We start from the raw sequence: 21,246 nt of genomic DNA on the forward strand, positions 1-21,246 counted from the left end.
GAAAAATAGAGTGCCCCCGAGGATCGCAACAAAGAGAATGGAGCTGTAACATGCTAAACCTTGATCGCAATAATCTGCCCCTCCTGAGCGAAGAACTGCTCAAAAAGCAACGCACCACCCTGCTGATCATCGCCTTCCTGCTGCTGGCGGGCGGTATAGTGTGCCTGGTTAATCCTTTCGCCTCCGGCGCGGCGCTGAGCATCGTGGTCGGCGTCCTGCTGCTGTTGAGCGGCGCCGGGCTGATTATCGCCATGATCGCCAACCGAGCGCAGAATACTTGGCCGATGATCGGCGGCATTCTGCTGGGTGTGGCCTACCTGATTATCGGCTATGTGTTCATCACCAGCCCGCTGGCGGGCATTCTGGCGCTGGCAGTGTACCTCGCCGTGCTGTTCGCGCTCGGCGGCATCGCCCGCCTGGCGGCTGGCTATATGCGCCGCGGATTGCCGGGCAACTGGCTGCAGTTCGTTATCGGCGTGCTCGATTTGATCATCTCCTGGATGCTGATCGGTTCAGGCCCGGCGGCGTCGGTCACGCTGGTGACGGCGATCGTCGGCATCGAGATGCTGGTCAGTTCCTTTGCGCTGTTCCAGGCGGCGAATCTGTTTAGAAAAAGCTAACTCGGTAGCCGCCACTCCCTTGAGCGGCGGCTTTGAATAACACGCCAATAAAAATTCCCTAGGGCATTCTTATTGCGTAACGCCATTCCCCAATCGTTGAACCTATACCATCGAGAGAACGTAGGTGGATACCAAAATATTGATTATCAAAAATAGCCGCATAGCCGACCTGCTCGGCAGAAAACGAGACAAAGCAATAAACATGGTCAAATTCCTTGAGGTGGCCAATCGGCCCAGAGACACAAATATCTCCCGGCGCCAAACTCGCACGGTGGGTTATCTTCTGCCATCCCTGCTCCAGAGCCCATTCAACGAAATAATCAACATTGATAGACTGCATGCTGCCAAGTTGCGGATAAGGTAGGTCACAAAGTTTAAGGCAACTGACCTGGTGTGCAACACAGGCATTACTTGTCGCGGTAGGGCTGTATTCCGGCACAAACCAGTCTTCTACTGCTTCCCTGATTGAACGGTAATCTTCTTTAAACATCCCGACAAACCGTTCAGCATTACTGGGAAATTGATCATTCCACACCATGGCATCAGCCAGTTGCACAACAAACGGTGCATCTATCGTGACCTTTGTTTTGGGCAGTAGTTGCAGTATCAGAGCGAGCTCCTGAGTATCACTATATTCTTTAACATGACTTTCTCCCGATTTCGACGAGATAACTACCGTCGGAGTTCCCTTTCCATTACTACCTAACATAACACCGGAGATATCTTCGATTTTCATCGGCAAACTAAAAGGCAAGTTTTCCTTGAATAACTCTCTACCATATGCCTGGATCGTTTCAAAACTCACCGTTGCCCCCAAGCTTGCAGAACCTGCAATGACCTCATAGGTCACGCCATATCCGATCCCCCTGATTATTTTTTTCTTATTTTTACTCCATGGGTTAACGCCAAGCGCTTCGACTGCGGCAATGGAGGCCTCTCCGATAGAATCTTTTCCACCGACGTCTGCACAGATTGCATAGATATGATTATTTTTATAATTTATTTTAGCCATATCTCCCATATTCACAGCGACCCCGGTGATCTTCTTCCAATTACCTGGAATAACAAAATATGGAATAATACGTGCATTAACATAATCTCCCTCACCTCGCCAACCATTCCCTCTTCTTAAGCTGGTTTCCTTTTGCCCTGTCGGATCGATTTCCTCGGCATCAGGACTGCCATCGGCATCCGTATCCGCATCGGCAATAATTAAAATATGGCCATCATCTTTAATCATAACTACAGGATCTGGCATGACCGGCTCATCTGGGGAAGTCCGGTTATTTTTCCATGGGTGGGAGATGATATTTGACATAATGTTACCCTCGGTGAAAGGATGGCACCAACCGATATATATTACCGACAAGCAAAAAGATATACGTGATACATTATGACGGCTTGTCGGCCATATTAATTCGGCAGAGTTTTATCTTCGATTTAACAGATGCGACCACCAACTCTTTGTCTTCTTTACTGTAAAATTTACTCCCTTGACTCATTGTGACACTCAGCAATCTTTCTTTATTTTGTTGTTCTTTTTTAATGGCTTCCGCCAACGCATCAAGATTAGGCGTGATTAATTCAACACCCGCCTGCCTGATCTCCAATTCATAGGCCAAATCCTCCAGATTCTGGTAGAGATAATTTCCAATATCAGTATAGTATGCCTTGTTAGCATTAATAATTAACGCAATATCCTGATCTAAAAGGTTAACGGCTTCATACATGCAATTAGCCGATGCCGCAGCCGTCTTGTAATTATAGATTTGCGTTGCATAATTATAATGACCGGGAAAGATATTAGCGCCAGCTGCAATGCCGCCACTGTACATCGCAGTGGTCACTGAACCACTTGCGGCCGAAATCACAGCAACGAGAGTACCAAAAAAACCCACTTCATTATATCCATAAGTTTGCTGATAAAGACTTATGTATTTTTCTCGCCATAAATTCCGATAAACCAAAGCGATTTTTTTAATGTTATCAATCTTAGGTTTTTTTTCTGCCTCGACCGGCCACGGTGCGGGCCGAGGTGTTTCTACCGGGATCGGATAAGGACTAGTACAGCCAGAAAGCATCCACGCTAATGATAATGAAGCTAATAGATTATTCATATTCTAAGCTCACAACACAGACACTTATTTATAAAAATAGCTCAGTACTTTTTTTCCTCCACTTTTCTAGTTATAGACTTTTAGTTTGAAATTTAAATCTAAGAAATCAACGATCGTCTGATATTTTGTTCTTAACAATGGTTTACCTATGCATAAAAATCTTGGATAGAATATCTTTGACCACCGCTCCTTTTCACTAAAGTTAAAACATTCAATATAATAAAGCAGACCTCTGCCCTGACGGAAAATCGCCAATAGATATGATAGTATTGTGCACAGCATTCGATAATATGTCCTCTTATCCCTACCCCCTCATCTGACAGGTAGTGTTCTATCATGCCTCCACTCCTTAGCCAGGTGTAAACCAGGCTTGATTGGGATGCTCTTGTAAAAATGACGTTTGCCTCTCATTACCACCGAAAAACGCGTTGATGCAACCGCCCCTCTCTATTGTTCACCCCACTTTACGACCGCCGTCACACCTCGCCACCGCCAAATTGCGTTGGTTATAGAGTCGTCTACAATTCAATCGAATTACCCCCTACAACATCAGAAATTATTATTATTAGAGGTGATTATGTTACAGAAACACGAAAACGTAATAAGTATGACTGTACTAAGCCCGCAAGCCACCCAACAGCTGATGCCATCGTTCTCCTCCTTGCCCCACACGCAACACGCCGACGGAAAATATCGCCTGCGCCGTTACTCGGTCGTCAAATACCTCAACCCCAACGTCGCCGAAGTGGGGCCGCGCACTTTCATGCAGTCGGATCAGATCAACCACTTTCAGGGCAACGTGGTGCGCCGCTTCGAACCTATCGACAGCGCCGTGTTGCAGAGCGCCGGCATGGCAGAGATGTGCAACCTGTTTGCAGAAAGCAACGAACTGCCGGAAGGCGCCGAGATAGAGATCCACCAGATGCGCGTGGTCGCCATCGAGAAAGACACCCAGGTGGCGCCGGAAGGCATTCACCAGGACGGTTTCGACCACATCGCGATGATCGCCATTCACCGGCACAACATCGTCGGCGGTGAAATCATGCTGTATGACGACAGTCACCACGATCCCTTCTTTAAAAAAGCGCTGGCGGACGGCGAAGCCGTGCTGCTGGCGGACAGCAAACTGTGGCACAACGCCACGCCGATCAACGCCGTGAGCCCAACAGAAGAAGGCCATTTGGACCTCTTCGTCCTCACCGCGCGGGGAGAGAAAGCATGACCTTTACTCCCGAGCTCGCCCGCCGCCAGTTCAGCGCCCTGTCCCAGCTAATCGACGGCAAACCGGCGATCTTTTTCGACGGCCCCGGCGGTGCGCAGGTTTCACGGGGCGTGCTGGAAAAAATGACGGATTACCTGGGGGCATACAACGCCAACCTGGGCGGCCACTACTTCTCCAGCCGAGTCACCGGCGAGGTGATGGGCCAGGCGCGGGAATCGGTGCGCGCCTTGTTAAATGCCCCGTCGGCCGACACCATCGTCTTCGGCATGAACATGACCACGCTGACTTTTCATCTCAGCCGCATCATCAGCCGCGACTGGCAGGCCGGCGATGAGGTCATCGTCACCGCGCTGGATCACTACGCCAACGTCTCCAGCTGGCAGCAGGCCGCTGCCGACAGAGGGGCCGTGGTGCATCAGATACCGCTCGAGAGCGCCGACTGCGCATTGGATGCCGCGAAAGTGTGTGAGCGCATCAATGCCAACACCCGCCTGGTGGCGGTCAGCTACGCCTCCAACGTCACCGGCAGCATTGTCGATATCAAAACCATCGTCGAAGCCGCGCATCGGGTCGGTGCGCAGGTGTATGTCGACGCCGTTCATTACGCCCCGCATAACCTGATCGACGTACAGGCGCTGGGCTGTGATTTCCTGGTGTGCTCCGCCTACAAGTTCTTTGGCCCGCACGTCGGCATGGCCTACATCGCGCCGCAGTGGCTGCAGCGCCTGCGTCCGTACAAAGTCGAGCCGGCCACCGACGTCGGCCCCGGCCGTTTCGAGACCGGTACTCAGAGTTTCGAAGCGCTGGCCGGCGTCGCGGCCGCTGTCGAATATCTGGCGCAGTGGGGGACGCCGGGCGCACCGTTAAGGCAGCGTTTGCAGGAGAGCTTCGCCGCCTACCACCAGCATGAAGAGGCGCTGTGCCGCCACTTCCTGCAGCGGCTGCAGCAGCTCGACGGGGTGCGGCTTTATGGCAATCCCCAGGCGGACAGCGCGCGCCGCACACCGACCTTCGCCCTGACCTTCAGCGGCCATACGCCTGACGCAATCGCCCGCCGCCTCGGGCAGCACAACATCTGCGCCGGCAGCGGGCATTTCTATGCGTTGGGCTTGGTGCAACAGCTAGGGTTGCAGGACGGCGGCGTGCTGCGCATCGGCATGATGCACTACAACACTCAAGGCGAGATCGATACGCTGTTCAACGTGATCGCCGAAGATATTCTCAGTTAACCCGGCCACATCGCCCGCTCACCTTATTGATCGGGTTGAGCGGGCGAAAAGGAATCAAACTGCCCGCCTTTTCTTCCATGAGAGTCCACGGCACGCTGATGCGTGCCTTTCTTTCACTCCGTTACGAAATGCGGGGATAATGAACATACTCATGCTGGAACGGCAAAAGAAGCCGGGATCGGCGCATCGTGCGGTTGTCACCGGATACGCCGGAGGTAGCGCATTGCACGCATTCTCTTTTGACTCAGCAGTGGGCATAATGACAAACACGGTCTGGGTCAGATGAGTATGAATGGTGAAGTCGCAGCGAATTACGTTAAATGACATTGCTGTACTGGCGGGTGTAACCAAAATGACGGTCAGTCGCTATCTGCGCACGCCGGACAGGGTTAAACCGGAAACAGCTGCGCGCATTGCCGCCGTTATCGAGGAAGTCGGCTATCAGGCCGATCCCGACAATCCCGCCCTCTATTCCAATAGCCCTCCCCTCATCGGCGTTCTGGTTCCTTCTTTTAACAATCTGATATTTGCTGATGTCCTCGCCGGCATTGAATCCGTGACGTCTATACAGGGTTATCAGACGCTGGTCGTCAATTATGACTACAACAGCAAACGCGAAGAGGAGCAAATTGCCGCGATCCTGGCTTTTAAGATAAAAGGGCTGCTGCTGACCGAGTCGGTCCATAGTCTGCGGGCGGAAAAATTCCTGAAGACGGCAAAAATACCCGTTGCTGAAATCATGGGGCTGTCAGGCAATACAGATCGAATTAACGTGGGTTTTGATAATGTGAAAGCCGGCTACGATATGACCACCATGCTGCTGGCCAGCGGTAAAAAACGCATTATCTATTTTGGTTCAATGTCTGATATCCGCGATGAACAGCGTTATACGGGATACTGTCAGGCAATGGCTAACCATGATTTACCTACCGGTCGTATCTCCCCCAATAAGATCTCTTCCATTTCGATTGGAACAGGCATGATGACGCTTGCGAGCCAGATGTATCCGGATATGGATGGGATTCTCTGTACCAACGACGATCTGGCCGTGGGCGTGTTACAGGAATGTCTGGCAAACGGTATCAGCGTGCCAGCGCAAATGGCCATTGCCGGATTTCACGGTCTTGAGATCGGGCAGATCATTACTCCTCGGTTAGCCAGCGTACTGACGCCACGGTATGAGATGGGGAAAGTGGCGACAGAAATCATAATAAAAAAAATTAAAGGGCTGCCGACCATTGAACGTGTCGATCTCCACTTCCGCCTGTCAATGGGGGAGACAATATAGCTTGCCCCTGCCAGTGACTTTATCATTGGCCATCACTGCCCGCTTCGCCAGAAGACCATCTCTCGTTATCCCGGCCAGAGATTCGGCCAGATGGCGCCACCCACCTGACCGAACGCCCCCTTAACGTGCCTTGCGGCGGCGGAGCCAGAATAGGACCAGCAGAATAATGACGACCGCCGCGACGGCCATGCCAGGCAGAATCATCGGCTGTGCGCGCGCCAACAGCGGTTTCGGGCCCCCGGCGCGCACCTCACTCACGTCAGCCTCGCTCACGCTCAGCGTGCTGTTGCCGTAGTTCTGCAGCACGAAGTTAGCGATATCGGCAACCTGCTTATCCGTCAGCTCTCCGACATAGGAACCGTCGCCAAAACTCGGCATCAGGACGTGCTTACCGTCAACCCGGCGATCAACCCCCTGCAAAATGACGGCAATCAGGTTTGACGGATTGCTCGCGGCCGTGGTGGAGTTGTTGAACAGCGAAGGGTAGGCCTGGTTCAAACTGCCGCTGCCGTCCGGCTGATGGCAACTGGCGCAGTAGCCGCTGTAGAGCGCCTCGCCGCTATTGAGCGTGTGGTTGGCGTTGGGCGAATTGATGCCGCGGAGATGGTGCTCAACGTTGTAATGCGCTTGACTAAAGCTATTGCCCTGGCGCTCATCGCCCTGTGACGGCACGGTCTTCAGGTAAGTCGCTATCGCCTGCAGCTGCCGGTCGGTCAGGTATTGGAAGCTGTGCTCAACGGCTTCAGCCATTGGCCCCGCCGCTTGCGCGCGCCCTTCCGCCCGACCGGTTTTCAGGTAGGCCACTAACTCCTGCTCGCTCCAGCCACCGATCCCTTCTTGGCGATCTGCGGTGATATTCGGCGCGTACCAAGAGCCCAACGATGCCCCCATCAGGAAGCGCGAATTGTCTTCCGCCATCAGCACATTACGCGGCGTATGACAGGTTCCGCAGTGAGCCGGGCCCTGCACCAGCGCGGCCCCTTCGTTCCACGCCTCACCTTTCGTCAGATCCGGGGTGAAGCGCCGATTGTCCAAATAAAGCCTGTTCCACACCGCCATGGAGAGGCGGATGTTGAACGGAAACGGCAGATCGGTTTGGTGCTTGGCCGGCTCATCGACCGGGGCAACGCCATGCATGAAATAGGTATACAGAGCGTGGATCTCGTCATCACTCAGACGGGTGTAGGCGGTGTAGGGCATGGCCGGATAGAGATACGCCCCATCTTTCCGGATCCCGGCGCGCAGCACGTCGGCAAACGCCGCTTCGGAATAGCCGCCGATACCGTATTTTACCGATGGAGTAATATTGGTGGCGTAGATAGTGCCCATGGGGGAAGCGATGCCGTACCCCCCGGCAAAAGGTTTACCCTGCTGCTGCGTATTCGTATGGCAGGCCATGCAGTCCGAGGCGATAGCCAGCGCTTGCCCTTTAGCGATCAGATCGCCGTCCTGGGCATGCGCCGCAAAACCGCTTCCCAGCAGCAGCGTCGCTGCCAGCGCGTGGGTGATTTTATTCATTTGCTCTCCAGGGCTCGAAGTACGTCATTGGCCGCCTTGAGTCCAAGCGCCGCCATCGTCAACGTGGTGTTGACAACGCTGGCTGAAACCATGGCGCCTCCACCCGGGATCCAAAGGTTGTCGTGATCGTGAGCGCGGCAATTACCGTTCACCACCGAGTTCGTGGGGTCGCTGCCCATGATCGTGCCGCCCATAATGTGGTTGTTGGCATTCAGCTTGTCGTTAATCACAAACTCTTGCGCATCGAACAAGTCGCCAATCTGCCGTAGCTGGGTTTTGACCACTTCCAGCCCTTTGCGCACGTAATCGCCGACGTCGTAGTGGATGTCCGGGCAGGCCAGGCCATGCTTGTCTTTGCGAGTGGGGCTCAGGGTCAGACGGTTGTTCGGGTCCGGCAGCGGTTCCAGGCTGATGGAGAGATCCACCGAGCGGCTGGCGCGATCGCGCACTTCATCCTGCAGCGCCTTGCCGACCTTGCCCGTTTTCAGGACTTCAAGGGCGGAAGGGATCACCCGGTTGATGTTGTTGATGATGATCTTGTTGGCGGAGTGGTCGCTGCGGAACACGCCGTCACGATACCCCACCATGCAGCTGCTCTGCGCCGGGCCGCGGCCAACCCACAGGGCCTCTCGCGCCAGGAAGGAGCAGTGCAGGCCCGAGTGATCCATCATGTTGCGTCCCACCTGATCCGAGCTGTTCGCGATGCCGTTCGGGTTCTTTTCGTTGGCCGCCAGCAGCAGCAAGCGCGGGTTCTCAATCCCATTGCAGGCCAGAACGAACGTTTTACCGATCGCCCGATGGGAGTTGTGCGCCGTGTCATACCAGTGAACGGCGGTGACGCGGTTATTGTCGTCGGTGTCAATTTTGTACACCACCGCTTCAGGGATCACCTTCGCCCCCTTGTGTTCGGCCCGTTCAACGTGGTGAATACCGTTGTACATCGCCCCGATCGGGCAAATCGGCTGGCAATTGTTATTGCCGCAGCAGGTGGGCCGTCCATTCCAGGGCCGGGTGCTGCGGCCTTGCGGAATGGGCACCGATTTAAAACCGTGAGGATTAACAATCTCAGCAATGCGTCTGTCGCCGTAGGCCCAGGGCACCATGTCCATCGGGTAAGGCCCGCTGCGTTCCGCAGGGGACTGCCACTCCGGATTATTCGGGCCGGCAACGCCTATTTCCTCTTCGGCTTTCGCGTACCACGGTTCGATATCTTCGTAAGAAATAGGCCAGTCTCTCCCCACGCCATAGAGAGATTTCATGCGAAAATCATTGGGATGGTTGCGCCAGCAAGAAGCGGCCCAGTGCCAGGTGGTTCCCCCCACCACACGCAAATAGCCCTGTTTAAAGCCAGAGCCATTGGGGCCGGTCAGTTTGATATAGTCGTTCTCCGGGAAATAGAGCGGCGCGGTGGCGTACTCCGATTGCGGGTAAAGCCCCTGAAAATCCGACCCCGCACGATTGTGCAGTGGCATATTGCGCCAGTTTTCCACAGCCTGTGCGCGCTCAATCCGCGGGCCTGCCTCAAGTACCAGCACCGAGTAGCCCTGGCTCACCAAAGCATCCGCCATCAGACCACCCACAATACCGGAACCGACAATGACGACATCGGCCTCTGCATCGCCGGAAGCATTAATTATTGGGCTTTTCACACGCGGTCCTCATATTTTTTATCGGCTACGGCAGGCAAATCTGTTGCGGGAATGGAAGGTTGGCGGGTAACGCCCGGCGGCAGGCCGGTCCACCACAGCGGGCCAAAATTGCACCAGGTCGGCACGATCAGGGCATCCTGAACCGTGCGATACATCAGTGCCTCTTTATAGGTAATCAACTGACCCTGCTCGGCGCTTGAAGGATCTACGGTTCCGGTATACCACGCGGTCACGATGGCCTGAATAAGCTCCCTCTGCCCCTGTTCAATCGCATGTCGGTTCAAGGTTTCCGCATCGGTAGCTTGCTGGCTCAGGGTGAACAGGGCGTTGAGTTGCGAGTTCAACTGCGGAAAATGTTCGCGCAGTGCGGAAAAAAAGCGGGCGGAGAGGGTGACGTCCAAATCGTCAAACTCGGTAATTTTTCTCGAAATTTGCAAAAATTGCGCGTATTCAACGGGCGAGGCGGCAATTTGTGCCCGTTCGGCATAGGTTATATTTGAATAAGGCAACAGGCTGGCGGCGACGATGACGCCCACCATTTTTCCCAGCGCCTCCCTGCGGGTAAGCACGATTTGCAACGACATTGTTAGCTCCGAAATAATTTATTTTTATATAGTTTTTTTAATATCTATCAGAACGCAGGCAAACCAAAATAAAAAATTGTGCCAATGGGGAGGAACCGCATTAAAAGATCAAGGCGTTATGAGATTGGCTACATCGACTACAGAGGTAAACTCACGGCCTTTAAGGATGTAATGTGAACCTGAAGAAAATATCCCTGTAAATAATACGGCGTAATCTCTGCCGTAAATTTATTCAACCCAACTCAATCTTTAAAAATTAGGGGCTATGGCTTTGACGGGAAAGACGTATTCTTCGGAATCGCTGCAGACAGCGGATGAGCGAGGCTTTCCGCCGGGCAGCCTGAAGTCGCGATACCAGCCGCCGCTGAACGTCTTGCTACGTCAGCAGGGCGCAGTCGATTTTCGCCACAATTTTACGCAGAGCTGCCGGTGCCGTGCAGGTACTCATCGGGCGGTGCAACTCACCCGGGAAGATAACAGCCAGTTCACCGGGTTGCAGGTGGATGAGAGTCTCACCGGGGATCGCCGGGCTAAACCCAAGATCGTGCGCCTCGTTAAACGGCTCACTCAGGGGCAGAAGTAGCCCCAGAACCCCGGCGCCAATCACTTCTTTCCCTTCCAGGACAAGATGGATATCCAGATACTGGCGATGAAACTCTGGCTTCTGGTCGGCCAATAGTTTGGTTTCCCCTTCAACGACGTTAAAGAACATCTGTTTACCCTGCACCTGATAGTGCCCGACAGGTAAATTGTACGGCTCATTTTCAATAATACTGGCCAGCATTTTACGGATGGCCGCCGGATAGAACCTATTATTTACGGCAGTGGTTAAAGCATCAATAATCATAATATTTTCTCTGGTCAATATCGGCTCGGTATTTCACCGACAAAAACAATGGTTGGATAGTGTTATGGCAACACGCAATCTCGGCGTAATTACGGCAGAATCACTATTAGATCGTTCTACGGGCGTCACTATGAATAAATATCCTCCGGCATAGCCGGAGGTTTTTCATATACGCCTATAAGGCTCTCTTGCCAGCTGCGCCCTAACAGGCGCATCGCGATCTGACATTTGCTTCTATCGGTTACTTACGACCCGTAAACGGGCTACCTGGATAGGGGATCGACAACTGCTCACCCATCTTATCCTCTTCCAGTTGGTGCTTTATGTATTCTTGTATCTTGGCTGTATTTTTACCCACCGTATCAACGTAATACCCTCGACACCAAAACTCCCTGTTACGGTATTTGAACTTCAAATCCCCAAACTGCTCATAAAGCATCAGGCTGCTCTTGCCCTTCAGATACCCCATAAACCCCGATACACTCATCTTGGGGGGAATTTCCAGAAGCATATGGATGTGATCCACACAACATTCCGCCTCCAGAATATTCACGCTTTTCCATTCACAAAGCTTTCTTAAGATACTGCCAATTGCTCTGCGCTTTTCCCCGTAGAACACCTGTCTTCGGTACTTCGGCGCAAATACTATGTGATATTTACAGTTCCAGCGCGTGTGCGCTAAGCTCTTTTCGTCCCTCATAGGGACCCCCTTTTGATTTCTTGTTGAACGTTCGCAGTTGCCAGACCGCAAACTGTTTTAACAAATCAAAAGGGGTCTTTATAACTGGCTCAAAGCTGAAAGCTTTACGGAACCCCCAGCCTAGCTGGGGGTTTTTGCATACAATAAACAACAAAGCAAACCTCTTTGTTTCTAATGTTTACAACCTATCACCGCTGTGAGTAAACTCCACCTAAAAAGCTATTCGACATGCTGAAATAAGTCATGACCTATCTCACGGTTTTTAGCCGTTTAAAACCGTGACAAAAATCACTTAATTAAGTGTTACGAAACGGCGTTACTTATCCTGTGATCCACGGCAGAAAATCACTGGAAATTCACCGTTTTCACCAGCATCGACCGGTTTCGCACTCTCCTCGTACAGGCATAATAGGCTATCTGCCCCGATAATGACCGACTGAAACCACGAAATTGCACACGAGATCACGCCAACAGTAACATGCTTTTTTAACACTCTTTGGCGTGATGTAGATCGCAATAATAAGCGGTAAAAAAACGTCTGATACAGGATATCCCCTATTGTTTTCAGACAGGATCGCAACGATGCATACTGACACTCAACCTACCGTTTTACTTATCGCGCCGGTGATGGATGCTTTACAGGCCGCGTTGGACGCCAGTTACCGGGTATTCCGTCTCTATGAACAATCAGATATTCCAGCCTTCCTGGTTCGCCATGGCGCAGACGTTCAGGCGATAGTTACCCGTGGCGACGTGGGGGTAACCCGGGAGACGCTGGAGCAACTGCCACAGGTGGGCATGATTGCTGTCTTTGGCGTGGGAACCGACGCTATCGACCTCAACTACACCCGGGAGCGCCATATCAGCGTCGGGATCACCGCCGGCGTGCTGACCGATGATGTAGCCGATCTGGCGATGGGGCTGCTGCTGTCCGCCAGCCGCCGCCTGTGCCAAGGGGATCGCTTTGTGCGTGAAGGCCGCTGGGAAACGACGCCGCCGCCGCTGGCGACCAAAGTGAGCGGCAAACGCATCGGCATTTTTGGCATGGGGAACATTGGCCAAGCCATCGCCCGCCGGGCAAAAGGCTTCGATATGACCATCCTGTATACTGACCGCCGGCGCAAAGACGACCTGGATTACCCGTGGTGCGCCGATCTGCACACGCTCGCCGCGCAGAGTGATTTCCTGGTGATCGCAGCGTCTGGCAGTGCGGAAAACCGCGGGATTATTGATGCCAGCGTATTTGACGCCATGCCCGATCGTGCCTGGCTTATCAATATCGCCCGCGGCAGCCTGGTCGATGAACCGGCACTGATAACGGCGTTACAAAATCATGTTATCGCCGGGGCCGCTCTGGACGTGTTTGAAAACGAGCCCCATGTACCGGCGGCGCTCTTGGCGCTCGAGAATGTTCTGCTGCAGCCCCATGTGGCCAGCGCTACCGTAGAAACCCGCCAGGGAATGAGCCAATCCGTTTTGGATAATCTCGCAGGTTATTTTTCCCATCAGGATATTCCTGGCTTAATTCAATAAAAATGATCGCCTGAATAGCGAACCATCATTTTTATTCAGCCTAACAAAATATCCGCTTATCGTGGCGGATATCATCGAGGCGTTACTATGACCGATAAAATACCAGGAACTCGCTGGCTGCGGGTTATCGCGCCGATCCTTATCACCTGCATTATTTCATTTATGGATCGCGTTAATATCAGCTTTGCTCTGCCGGGCGGCATGGAACAGGATTTAGGCATTACCAGCCAAATGGCTGGCGTGGCCAGCGGTATCTTTTTTATTGGTTATTTATTTCTGCAGATCCCCGGCGGACGGCTGGCGGTTTACGGTAGCGGAAAACGTTTTATTGCCTGGTCGCTCGTGGCCTGGGCGATTGTGTCTATCGCTACCGGCTTCGTCACCCATGAATATCAGTTGCTCGCGCTGCGTTTTATTCTCGGGATCTCCGAAGGGGGAATGTTGCCCGTCGTGCTGACCATGGTCAGCAATTGGTTCCCGGAAAAAGAACTGGGCCGGGCCAATGCCTTTGTCATGATGTTTGCCCCACTAGGAGGGATGCTGACCGCCCCGGTTTCCGGCGCGATTATTGCCGCCCTCGACTGGCGCTGGCTGTTCATTATCGAAGGCTTATTGTCGATCGTGGTGTTGACCATTTGGTGGCTGGTGATCAGTGACCGCCCGGAAGAAGCGCGTTGGCTGCCGGCGAAGGAACGCGACTATTTATTGACCGAGCTGGCCCGGGAGCGCAAAGCGCGAGAAGGGATGGCGCCGGCGGCCAAAGCGCCGCTAAAAGCGGTGTTCCGCAACAAGGGATTGATGCGCCTGGTCGTGCTGAATTTCTTCTACCAAACCGGTGACTATGGGTATACGTTGTGGCTGCCCACCATCTTGAAAAATCTGACCGGTGGCAGCATGGCCAATGTTGGGATATTGGCGATCCTGCCGTTTGTTGCCACTCTGGCGGGGATTTATGTGATTTCGATGTTCAGCGATCGCAGCGGTAACCGCCGTTTGTGGGTCAGGATCTCCCTGTACTGTTTTGCGGCGGCGCTGATAGCCTCGGTGATCCTGCATGAGCACGTGGTGGCCGCCTATATCTCGTTGGTGGTGTGCGGCTTCTTCCTTAAAGCGGCGACCAGCCCCTTCTGGTCAATTCCCGGTCGCATTGCGACGGCAGAAGTGGCGGGCAGCGCACGCGGAGTGATCAACGGGCTGGGCAACCTCGGTGGGTTCTGCGGCCCCTATCTGGTAGGCGTCATGATTTATGTGTACGGACAGAACGTCGCGGTTTGCGCGCTGGCGGCATCGCTGTTGCTGGCGGGAAGTATCACCTTCCTGCTGCCGAAAGAATGCGATCGCGCCTGCGAAGAAACGGACAATCTCCTCCCCTCCGGGGCCAAACAGAAATGGAGTTGAGCGGCAATGGCGTGGAGTGGGCAGCAACGGTGGCTCACACCCGCATCAGGATTGGGTGGCGCGTTGTGTTATCGCGGTAAGATGTCAGGCCAACGGCTTAATCGTCTCACACGTCAACCCACACCAAACGGTGATGCAATCGTTGAGAATCAGCTTTTTTGAAAACGGTTATAGCTCAATGGAGTGATGCTTAGGGAGTTTTTGGAGCGGGTGAAGGGAGTAGAACCCATCATCAAAAACCCAGTAAAACCGGGAAATACTGACTTTACAAAAACCAAACTATACACATTAGTTTTTGCTTGGGCCTCTGCTCCCACGTCTTCCCTGTCTCAATGGCCATAGCGGGTAAGATCTGAATTGGCAAAATGTGTATATATACAGAAACTGTGTCAGTTCAGTTGGTTCACAGGCATCTAGCCCTTACCACGACTGGGTTTGACTGAACCAACACACGCGAAAAAAATGTTGGTTCATCCCAGAGAGATGTTGGTTCATTGCCCATGCAACGTTTCACTCAAGCGATACCATAAGGCCCGTCAATTCATCAGAAGACTGTAACTTGCCGCTGTCTATACCACTGCGGAATTAACCGCAAGTAAGGAGATAGCACAATGAAAGCAGCAATTCGAAAACCCCAACTCCTGGCGATGGTTCCCATGTCGGAGTCGCAGATCACAAAACTGGAAAAGGCGGGCGAGTTCCCGCAGCGTTTTGCTCTGACCAACCGCACCGTGGCCTGGAACTTGGATGAAGTAGAAGCCTGGCTCGATAAGCGACAGGCCGAGAACACCGGACGCACGCCGGATTATTCCCCTGACGTCCGCCAGCGCAAATGCAGGTCAGTACGCTAAGTTGACTACTACATCCTGCAGTGCGCCAAGAACATGGCAGCGATCGCCACGCACGCGGCATTCATCGCGCAGCAGACTAAGGTACAGTAACCCACACCGCGCCGGTGCTCTGCCGGCGCTTCATCTCGTTTCACTCTGGTTCACTACACTTCATCTCGTTTCACGATACCGCTTGAGGTTTGCTCAAATTTGAGTAACATTACCATTAAGGTAATCCGCTTTACTGCCGATTCCCTAACCCGGTAAGGAGACTTGCCCGGTAACCTAAGGAGTGAACTATGAAAAAATTTGACGAATACGAAGGCGTATAAGGTTAATTTTTAATATTCATTATAAAACGGGGCCTCAGGCCCCGTTTTCATATACGGAGGTTGTCTTTGTTAAGTGATGATATGCAGTTTGCGATTGCTGTTGCTCAAATCGTAAGCGCTGTTGCTGTATCAATTGGACTTATTATTGCCGTGATCACTATTGTTTATAACGTTAAAACTGCAAGGAAAGTCCACACTTCTGTTTTTTTGGGCGAAAGCAGGTTCGACATTGATTATAAAAAAGGCCTTTCAACAATGAGGCGAATTCACGAATCAAATAAGGCATTTCGATCATACATGTATCCAAGCAACGGACAGGCAGACTTGACTGATGATGAAAAAAAAGAGAAAAGGGAGATAATATATTGCCTTGGTTTTTACGAAAGAATGGCAGTTAGTGTAAAAAACAAAACCTACGATGAAAAAATGATAAAGGAAGTTTTTTATAACTCGGTTGTTAATAATCACGACATCTCCGATCCTTTAATTAAAGCAATAAGGGAGAAGGAAAATAAAACAACATATTTCAAAGAATATGAGTGGTTGGCCAAGCGCTGGAAGAAGTGCCCACTGAAAGAAAATGAAGCATGGTATAAGATATGGTAAGCTCGCCAGGCGGGCTTTTTGTCGCCTATTGAATTATTTAAGGAAAAATAAATGGCTGCAACATTATTGGAATTAGTTATTCCTGCATCGGCTTCTATCGTCGTTGCATGCGGAACCGTGATATGGACGGTAAAATCAAACAGGAAATTAGAGAATGAAAAACTGGTGGCAACAAAAAGAGAAGAGTTAGTTAAATCTTTAGAGGCGTTTAAATACTCAACAACAAAGAATTTATTACTTGTTTTTAAAGAAGCAGAAATGAGTAATGAAGAGCATTTTGAAAGCAGAGTAATAACTGAAAGTCACATAAATGAAATAACAACACCAAGCGCACTATCATCAATAAAAATAATTTGCAGTCTTTATTTTAAAGATCTAATTAAACACTCAAAATCAATTGAAGAAAAGAACAAAAAATACAACAATGAGTGCATTGAACTTAAAAATAAAATTCGTGAAACAAGAATAAATTCATTGGATGGTAAAAGTGTGAATACAAATATAAACAAAGATGAAGCCGTTAAAAAACTAAGTGAGCTACTAAATGAAACACAGAGTTTTATCGATATTGTAATCAACACTCAAAAATACAGATAATCAAGTAGAGATATAGTATGGACAGTACACTTCTCGGGGCGTTGATTGGTGGCGGAGCTGCGATTGCAGGCGCTATAGCAACATCTGTCATTACCTATTTTTCAAATAAGAATCATGAAAACATTAAGTTATTAAAACAAAAAAAAGAAGAGTTATACTTGTCAGTATATGATACTAGCGTCCTGCTAGAGAAATATCACCTGCTATTTTCAAAAAGAATTGTATCAAAAACAGATATTGATGACCTAGATAACAGTTGGCGACATACAATAAGAAATATCAATATGTGCGTTGAAATTTATTTCCCACTAATTAAGAATGAGCTAAGTAAAGGGCTGTCACCTTCAAACTCATTTTTGAATGACGAGGTAAAAACACTTAGAAAATATACCTCAGAAGGTTATACTGATGTAAGCATTGCTATAAGTGGCTTAACGAAAAAATCCGCAATCATTTCATATAACAAAGCTATCGTGGCATTGGATGATTTCGAAAGAAAAATACTCTCTATTTAACAAGCCCCTTGCGGGGCTTGGTTTTAGAATGCTTTTTTGTTAGTACTTTTCACCCTTAATAAAATGAATGCAATTAGTATGATTACAATCAAAGTCACTGGGGATGATATAAATCCAGTCGTAGTAGATAGATAGGACATCGGAGTTCCATCTACAACACCGCAAAGAATTTGTTCATTATAAATTTGTGATGTTCTATCATCTATAATTGCATTAAAAACATCTTTCTTAATACCATGTTCTGGTATGTTGACATGACCAACCCCATAGTGCATAAAAGCTTGCTCAGCTATACTTTCATCAACAAATTCAGAACTACTTTTTGCTGCTATGTCGTCTAACTTTAAATTTCTAAAGTATGAAACTAAAGCACTATCATGCCATCCAGATGATAATGAAGCGGTGAATACCTCACTGAAGGATGGCTGCATACTACATAAGGACTGATTGCCCCCAGTCGTGGGGTTATCTGTATATATTGCCACTGCTCCTCCTTGACTATTTTCCAAGCATAAACTGAGACGGTGGAACAATGAAGGTGTTCCCCTGTTCTTTTTCTACCCGCTGGCGATATCGCTCCAGAGATCCAGTGACCTGCCCCCAGGATTAGATACAACCTTCAGTTAGTAATGTCGGTTGGTTTTTCTTCATATTTCCTGTTTCGCCAGTCCGTTGCGAATTCAGCTGGTGTCTGGTAATCCAGCGATGAATGGGGACGGCACTCGTTATAATCCTGCCGCCAGTCATTAATCGTTTTCCGGGCATGGAGAATATCGCTGAACCAGTGTTCATTCAGACACTCATCGCGAAAGCGTCCGTTAAAACTCTCAATAAATCCGTTCTGCGTTGGCTTACCTGGCTGGATAAGCCGTAGTTCCACACTATTCTCAAAGGCCCATTGATCGAGCGCGCGGCAGGTAAATTCCGGGCCCTGATCGGTTCTTATTGTCGTCGGATACCCCCGAAACAACGCGATGCTGTCCAGAATACGCGTGACCTGAACGCCTGAAATACCGAAAGCAGCGGTGATCGTCAGACACTCCTTCGTGAAATCATCCACACAGGTCAGGCACTTGATCCTGCGACCGTTGGCCAGTGCATCCATAACGAAATCCATCGACCATGTAAGGTTCGGTGCATCCGGGCGCAGAAGCGGAAACCGTTCGGTCGCCAGCCCTTTACGGCGTCGTCTGCGTTTTACGCTCAGTCCATTAAGGTGGTAAATACGGTATACCCGCTTGTGATTGACGTGAAGGCCCTCCCTACGCAGCAACTGCCAGATGCGCCGATAACCAAAACGTCTGCGTTCAAGCGCCAGCTCAGTAATACGCCCTGATAAATGTGCATCAGCAGCTGGACGCTGAGCATCATAACGGCAGGTCGACAGGGACAAACCTGTAAGCCGGCAGGCACGACGTTGCGACAGACCGGTCGCATCACACATCAACACCACGGCTTCCCGCTTCTGGCCTGTCGTCAGTACTTTCGCCCCAGAGCCACCTGAAGCGCCTCCTTATCCAGCATGGCTTCGGCAAGCAGCTTCTTGAGCCTGGCGTTCTCTTCCTCAAGCGACTTCAGGCGCTTAACCTCGGGCACCTCCATACCGCCATACTTCTTACGCCAGGTGTAAAAGGTGGCGTCGGAAATGGCGTGCTTACGGCAGAGCTCACGGGCAGAAACCCCGGCTTCAGCCTCGCGGAGGATACTGATGATCTGTTCGTCGGAAAAACGCTTCTTCATGGGGATGTCCTCATGTGGCTTATGAAGACATTACTAACATCGCGGTGTATTAATCAACGGGGAGCAGGTCAGATTTAGATAGATGTGCGTAGACGTTGGAATAACCAGATTTTACCGGGATACTTGTCGTTACTGGGTTTAGTAGGCTTTGATGGACGTTAGGAGAAGTGTGTTTGGAGCGGGTGAAGGGAATCGAACCCTCGTATGCAGCTTGGGAAGCTGCCGTTCTACCATTGAACTACACCCGCATCGGTGTGCGACAGGCATTATAACCGGTTATCGGCGGCGGGCAAGCGGAGATGGCGCGTAACTGTCGATGTTTTAAGCGGTTAGGTCCGGCGGGCGAAAAAAAACCGGCGCAGTTGCCTGCACCGGTGGTTTCACGCTAAACGGAATTATTTCTGTGGGCGCATCGCCGGGAACAGAATTACGTCGCGGATGGTGTGGCTGTTGGTGAACAGCATCACCATACGATCGATACCGATGCCCAGACCGGCGGTCGGCGGCAGGCCGTGCTCCAGCGCGGTGACGTAGTCTTCGTCGTAGAACATCGCTTCGTCGTCGCCGGCATCTTTAGCGTTCACCTGATCGGCAAAGCGCTGCGCCTGGTCTTCGGCGTCGTTCAGCTCGGAGAAGCCGTTGCCGATTTCACGGCCGCCGATGAAGAACTCGAAGCGGTCGGTGATTTCCGGGTTCACGTCGTTGCGGCGCGCCAGCGGCGACACTTCAGCCGGGTACTCGGTGATGAAGGTCGGCTGAATCAGATGGCTTTCTGCCACTTCTTCGAAGATCTCGGTCACGACGCGGCCCAGACCCCAGCTCTTCTCAACCTTGATGCCGATAGATTCGGCGATGGCTACCGCTTTGCCCATGTCGGCCAGGTCAGCCAGATCGGTTTCCGGACGGTATTTCTTGATCGCCTCGGTCATGGTCAGCTTCTCGAACGGCTTGCCGAAGTCGAACACTTCGTCGCCGTACTGCACCTGAGAGGTGCCCAACACTTTCTCGGTCAGGGTGCGGAACAGGGTCTCGGTCAGCTCGATCAGGTCTTTGTAATCCGCGTAAGCCATGTAGAGTTCCATCATGGTGAACTCTGGGTTGTGACGCGGAGAAACGCCTTCGTTACGGAAGTTGCGGTTGATTTCGAACACGCGTTCGAAGCCACCGACCACCAGACGCTTCAGATACAGTTCCGGCGCGATGCGCAGGTACATGTCGATATCCAGCGCATTGTGGTGCGTGATGAACGGACGCGCGGACGCGCCGCCCGGGATCACCTGCATCATTGGGGTTTCGACTTCCATGAAGCCGCGTTCCACCATGAAGTTACGGATAGCCGACATCACCTGCGAACGCACTTTGAAGGTGTTGCGCGACTCTTCGTTGGCGATCAGATCCAGGTAACGCTGGCGGTAACGGGTTTCCTGATCTGCCAGGCCGTGGAATTTGTCCGGCAGCGGGCGCAGCGCTTTGGTCAGCAGACGCAGCTCGGTGCAGTGGATCGACAGTTCGCCGGTCTTGGTTTTGAACAGCTTGCCGCGCGCGCCGAGGATATCGCCCAGGTCCCACTTCTTGAACTGCTCGTTGTACACGCCTTCAGCCAGATCGTCGCGCGCGACGTACAGCTGAATGCGGCCGCCCACGTCCTGCAGCGTGACGAAGGATGCCTTGCCCATAATGCGGCGGGTCATCATGCGGCCGGCGACGGTCACTTCTACGCCCAGCGCTTCCAGCTCTTCGTTGTCTTTATCGCCGTACGCGGCGTGCAGTTTGTCGGAGGTGGAATCGCGACGGAAGTCATTCGGGAACGCAATGCCGTTCTCACGCAGGCCGGCCAGTTTCTCGCGGCGGGACTGCAGTTCGTTATTGAGATCCAGCGCCTGATCGGCGCCCTGTACTTGTTGTTCAGACATTTCTATTC

20 protein-coding genes and 1 tRNA gene are annotated in these 21,246 nt (G+C 51.6%); 10 read left to right on the plus strand and 11 right to left on the minus strand.

The genetic code is table 11. The features are described 5' to 3' along the window. Positions 1–50: 50 nt before the first annotated feature. Positions 51–620: an HdeD family acid-resistance protein gene (locus tag ACSJLU_RS20070; RefSeq protein ID WP_141998891.1), complete on the plus strand. Its 570-nt coding sequence runs from the start codon at positions 51–53 to the stop codon at positions 618–620. 58 nt (positions 621–678) lie between these two features. Here ACSJLU_RS20070 and ACSJLU_RS20075 read toward each other — a convergent pair whose 3' ends face one another. Both ACSJLU_RS20075 and ACSJLU_RS20080 read right to left on the minus strand, forming a co-directional pair. Then, entirely contained in the window at positions 679–1,938 is a 1,260-nt protein-coding gene (locus ACSJLU_RS20075; RefSeq protein ID WP_141998893.1) for a glycoside hydrolase family 75 protein, read from the minus strand. Positions 1,939–2,011: 73 nt separating this feature from the next. Then, positions 2,012–2,737, minus strand: coding sequence for a hypothetical protein (locus ACSJLU_RS20080; protein WP_141998895.1), 726 nt, complete (start codon positions 2,735–2,737; stop codon positions 2,012–2,014). Positions 2,738–3,344: 607 nt separating this feature from the next. Here ACSJLU_RS20080 and ACSJLU_RS20085 point away from each other — a divergent pair. From ACSJLU_RS20085 to ACSJLU_RS20095, 3 genes are all read left to right on the plus strand, one after another. Further along, positions 3,345–3,959, plus strand: a complete 615-nt coding sequence (locus tag ACSJLU_RS20085; protein WP_225735536.1) for a 2OG-Fe dioxygenase family protein — start codon at positions 3,345–3,347, stop codon at positions 3,957–3,959. Continuing rightward, positions 3,956–5,188, plus strand: a complete 1,233-nt coding sequence (locus tag ACSJLU_RS20090; RefSeq protein WP_089196227.1) for a cysteine desulfurase-like protein — start codon at positions 3,956–3,958, stop codon at positions 5,186–5,188. The genes ACSJLU_RS20085 and ACSJLU_RS20090 overlap by 4 nt, the downstream gene beginning before the upstream one ends. Before the next feature lie 295 nt (positions 5,189–5,483). Next, positions 5,484–6,476 (plus strand): LacI family DNA-binding transcriptional regulator, encoded by a 993-nt coding sequence (locus ACSJLU_RS20095; RefSeq protein ID WP_025304110.1) that lies wholly within the window; start codon positions 5,484–5,486, stop codon positions 6,474–6,476. 120 nt (positions 6,477–6,596) lie between these two features. On the opposite strand, the gene ACSJLU_RS20100 is transcribed toward ACSJLU_RS20095, so the two are convergent. The 5 genes from ACSJLU_RS20100 to tnpA all read right to left on the minus strand — a co-directional run bounded on the left by ACSJLU_RS20100 (position 6,597) and on the right by tnpA (position 11,774). Beyond that, positions 6,597–7,994 (minus strand): c-type cytochrome, encoded by a 1,398-nt coding sequence (locus ACSJLU_RS20100; RefSeq protein ID WP_141998899.1) that lies wholly within the window; start codon positions 7,992–7,994, stop codon positions 6,597–6,599. After that, on the minus strand, positions 7,991–9,643 hold the full coding sequence (locus ACSJLU_RS20105) for a GMC family oxidoreductase (protein ID WP_049208193.1): 1,653 nt from the start codon (positions 9,641–9,643) through the stop codon (positions 7,991–7,993). Before ACSJLU_RS20105 ends, ACSJLU_RS20100 begins: the two co-directional genes overlap by 4 nt. Further along, complete coding sequence (locus ACSJLU_RS20110) at positions 9,640–10,227, minus strand: sugar dehydrogenase complex small subunit (RefSeq protein ID WP_043142578.1); 588 nt, start codon at positions 10,225–10,227, stop codon at positions 9,640–9,642. Before ACSJLU_RS20110 ends, ACSJLU_RS20105 begins: the two co-directional genes overlap by 4 nt. Positions 10,228–10,603: 376 nt before the next feature. Next, on the minus strand, positions 10,604–11,074 hold the full coding sequence (locus ACSJLU_RS20115; RefSeq protein ID WP_380827935.1) for a YhcH/YjgK/YiaL family protein: 471 nt from the start codon (positions 11,072–11,074) through the stop codon (positions 10,604–10,606). 241 nt (positions 11,075–11,315) lie between these two features. Then, the gene (gene tnpA, locus ACSJLU_RS20120; RefSeq protein ID WP_141997679.1) at positions 11,316–11,774 is read right to left on the minus strand and encodes an IS200/IS605-like element IS1541B family transposase; all 459 of its coding nucleotides are present in this window, start codon (positions 11,772–11,774) and stop codon (positions 11,316–11,318) included. A gap of 582 nt (positions 11,775–12,356) precedes the next feature. Here tnpA and ACSJLU_RS20125 point away from each other — a divergent pair. The 6 genes from ACSJLU_RS20125 (at position 12,357) to ACSJLU_RS20150 (ending at position 17,585) form a co-directional block, all read left to right on the plus strand. Next, positions 12,357–13,307 carry a 2-hydroxyacid dehydrogenase gene (locus tag ACSJLU_RS20125; protein ID WP_342096817.1) on the plus strand — a complete coding sequence of 317 codons (951 nt, stop codon included), beginning with the start codon at positions 12,357–12,359 and terminating at the stop codon, positions 13,305–13,307. A gap of 87 nt (positions 13,308–13,394) precedes the next feature. Continuing rightward, complete coding sequence (locus ACSJLU_RS20130) at positions 13,395–14,705, plus strand: MFS transporter (RefSeq protein ID WP_197769869.1); 1,311 nt, start codon at positions 13,395–13,397, stop codon at positions 14,703–14,705. 611 nt (positions 14,706–15,316) lie between these two features. Beyond that, a complete protein-coding gene (locus ACSJLU_RS20135) occupies positions 15,317–15,556 on the plus strand; it encodes a helix-turn-helix transcriptional regulator (protein ID WP_115116517.1) in 240 nt (79 codons plus the stop codon). 377 nt (positions 15,557–15,933) lie between these two features. Further along, the gene (locus tag ACSJLU_RS20140) at positions 15,934–16,473 is read left to right on the plus strand and encodes a DUF4760 domain-containing protein (protein WP_342096818.1); all 540 of its coding nucleotides are present in this window, start codon (positions 15,934–15,936) and stop codon (positions 16,471–16,473) included. A gap of 51 nt (positions 16,474–16,524) precedes the next feature. Next, positions 16,525–17,070, plus strand: a complete 546-nt coding sequence (locus tag ACSJLU_RS20145; RefSeq protein WP_342096819.1) for a hypothetical protein — start codon at positions 16,525–16,527, stop codon at positions 17,068–17,070. Between the two features lie 17 nt (positions 17,071–17,087). Continuing rightward, entirely contained in the window at positions 17,088–17,585 is a 498-nt protein-coding gene (locus tag ACSJLU_RS20150) for a hypothetical protein (RefSeq protein ID WP_342096820.1), read from the plus strand. A gap of 23 nt (positions 17,586–17,608) precedes the next feature. Here ACSJLU_RS20150 and ACSJLU_RS20155 read toward each other — a convergent pair whose 3' ends face one another. The 4 genes from ACSJLU_RS20155 to lysS form a co-directional block, all read right to left on the minus strand. Then, a complete protein-coding gene (locus ACSJLU_RS20155; RefSeq protein ID WP_342096821.1) occupies positions 17,609–18,070 on the minus strand; it encodes a hypothetical protein in 462 nt (153 codons plus the stop codon). A 134-nt stretch (positions 18,071–18,204) separates the two neighbouring features. Beyond that, positions 18,205–19,325 (minus strand): IS3 family transposase gene (locus tag ACSJLU_RS20160; protein ID WP_103682169.1). Its coding sequence is split into 2 segments (ribosomal slippage): positions 18,205–19,067 and positions 19,067–19,325, totalling 1,122 coding nucleotides; the frame shifts between segments, so codons are not numbered across the junction. 174 nt (positions 19,326–19,499) lie between these two features. Then, a tRNA-Gly gene (locus tag ACSJLU_RS20165) sits at positions 19,500–19,573 on the minus strand. A gap of 147 nt (positions 19,574–19,720) precedes the next feature. Continuing rightward, a complete protein-coding gene (gene lysS / locus ACSJLU_RS20170; RefSeq protein ID WP_004931697.1) occupies positions 19,721–21,238 on the minus strand; it encodes a lysine--tRNA ligase in 1,518 nt (505 codons plus the stop codon). Between the last annotated feature and the right edge of the window lie 8 nt (positions 21,239–21,246).

The organism is Serratia bockelmannii (genome assembly GCF_051803255.1).
GTDB classification, from domain to species: Bacteria; Pseudomonadota; Gammaproteobacteria; order Enterobacterales; family Enterobacteriaceae; genus Serratia; species Serratia bockelmannii.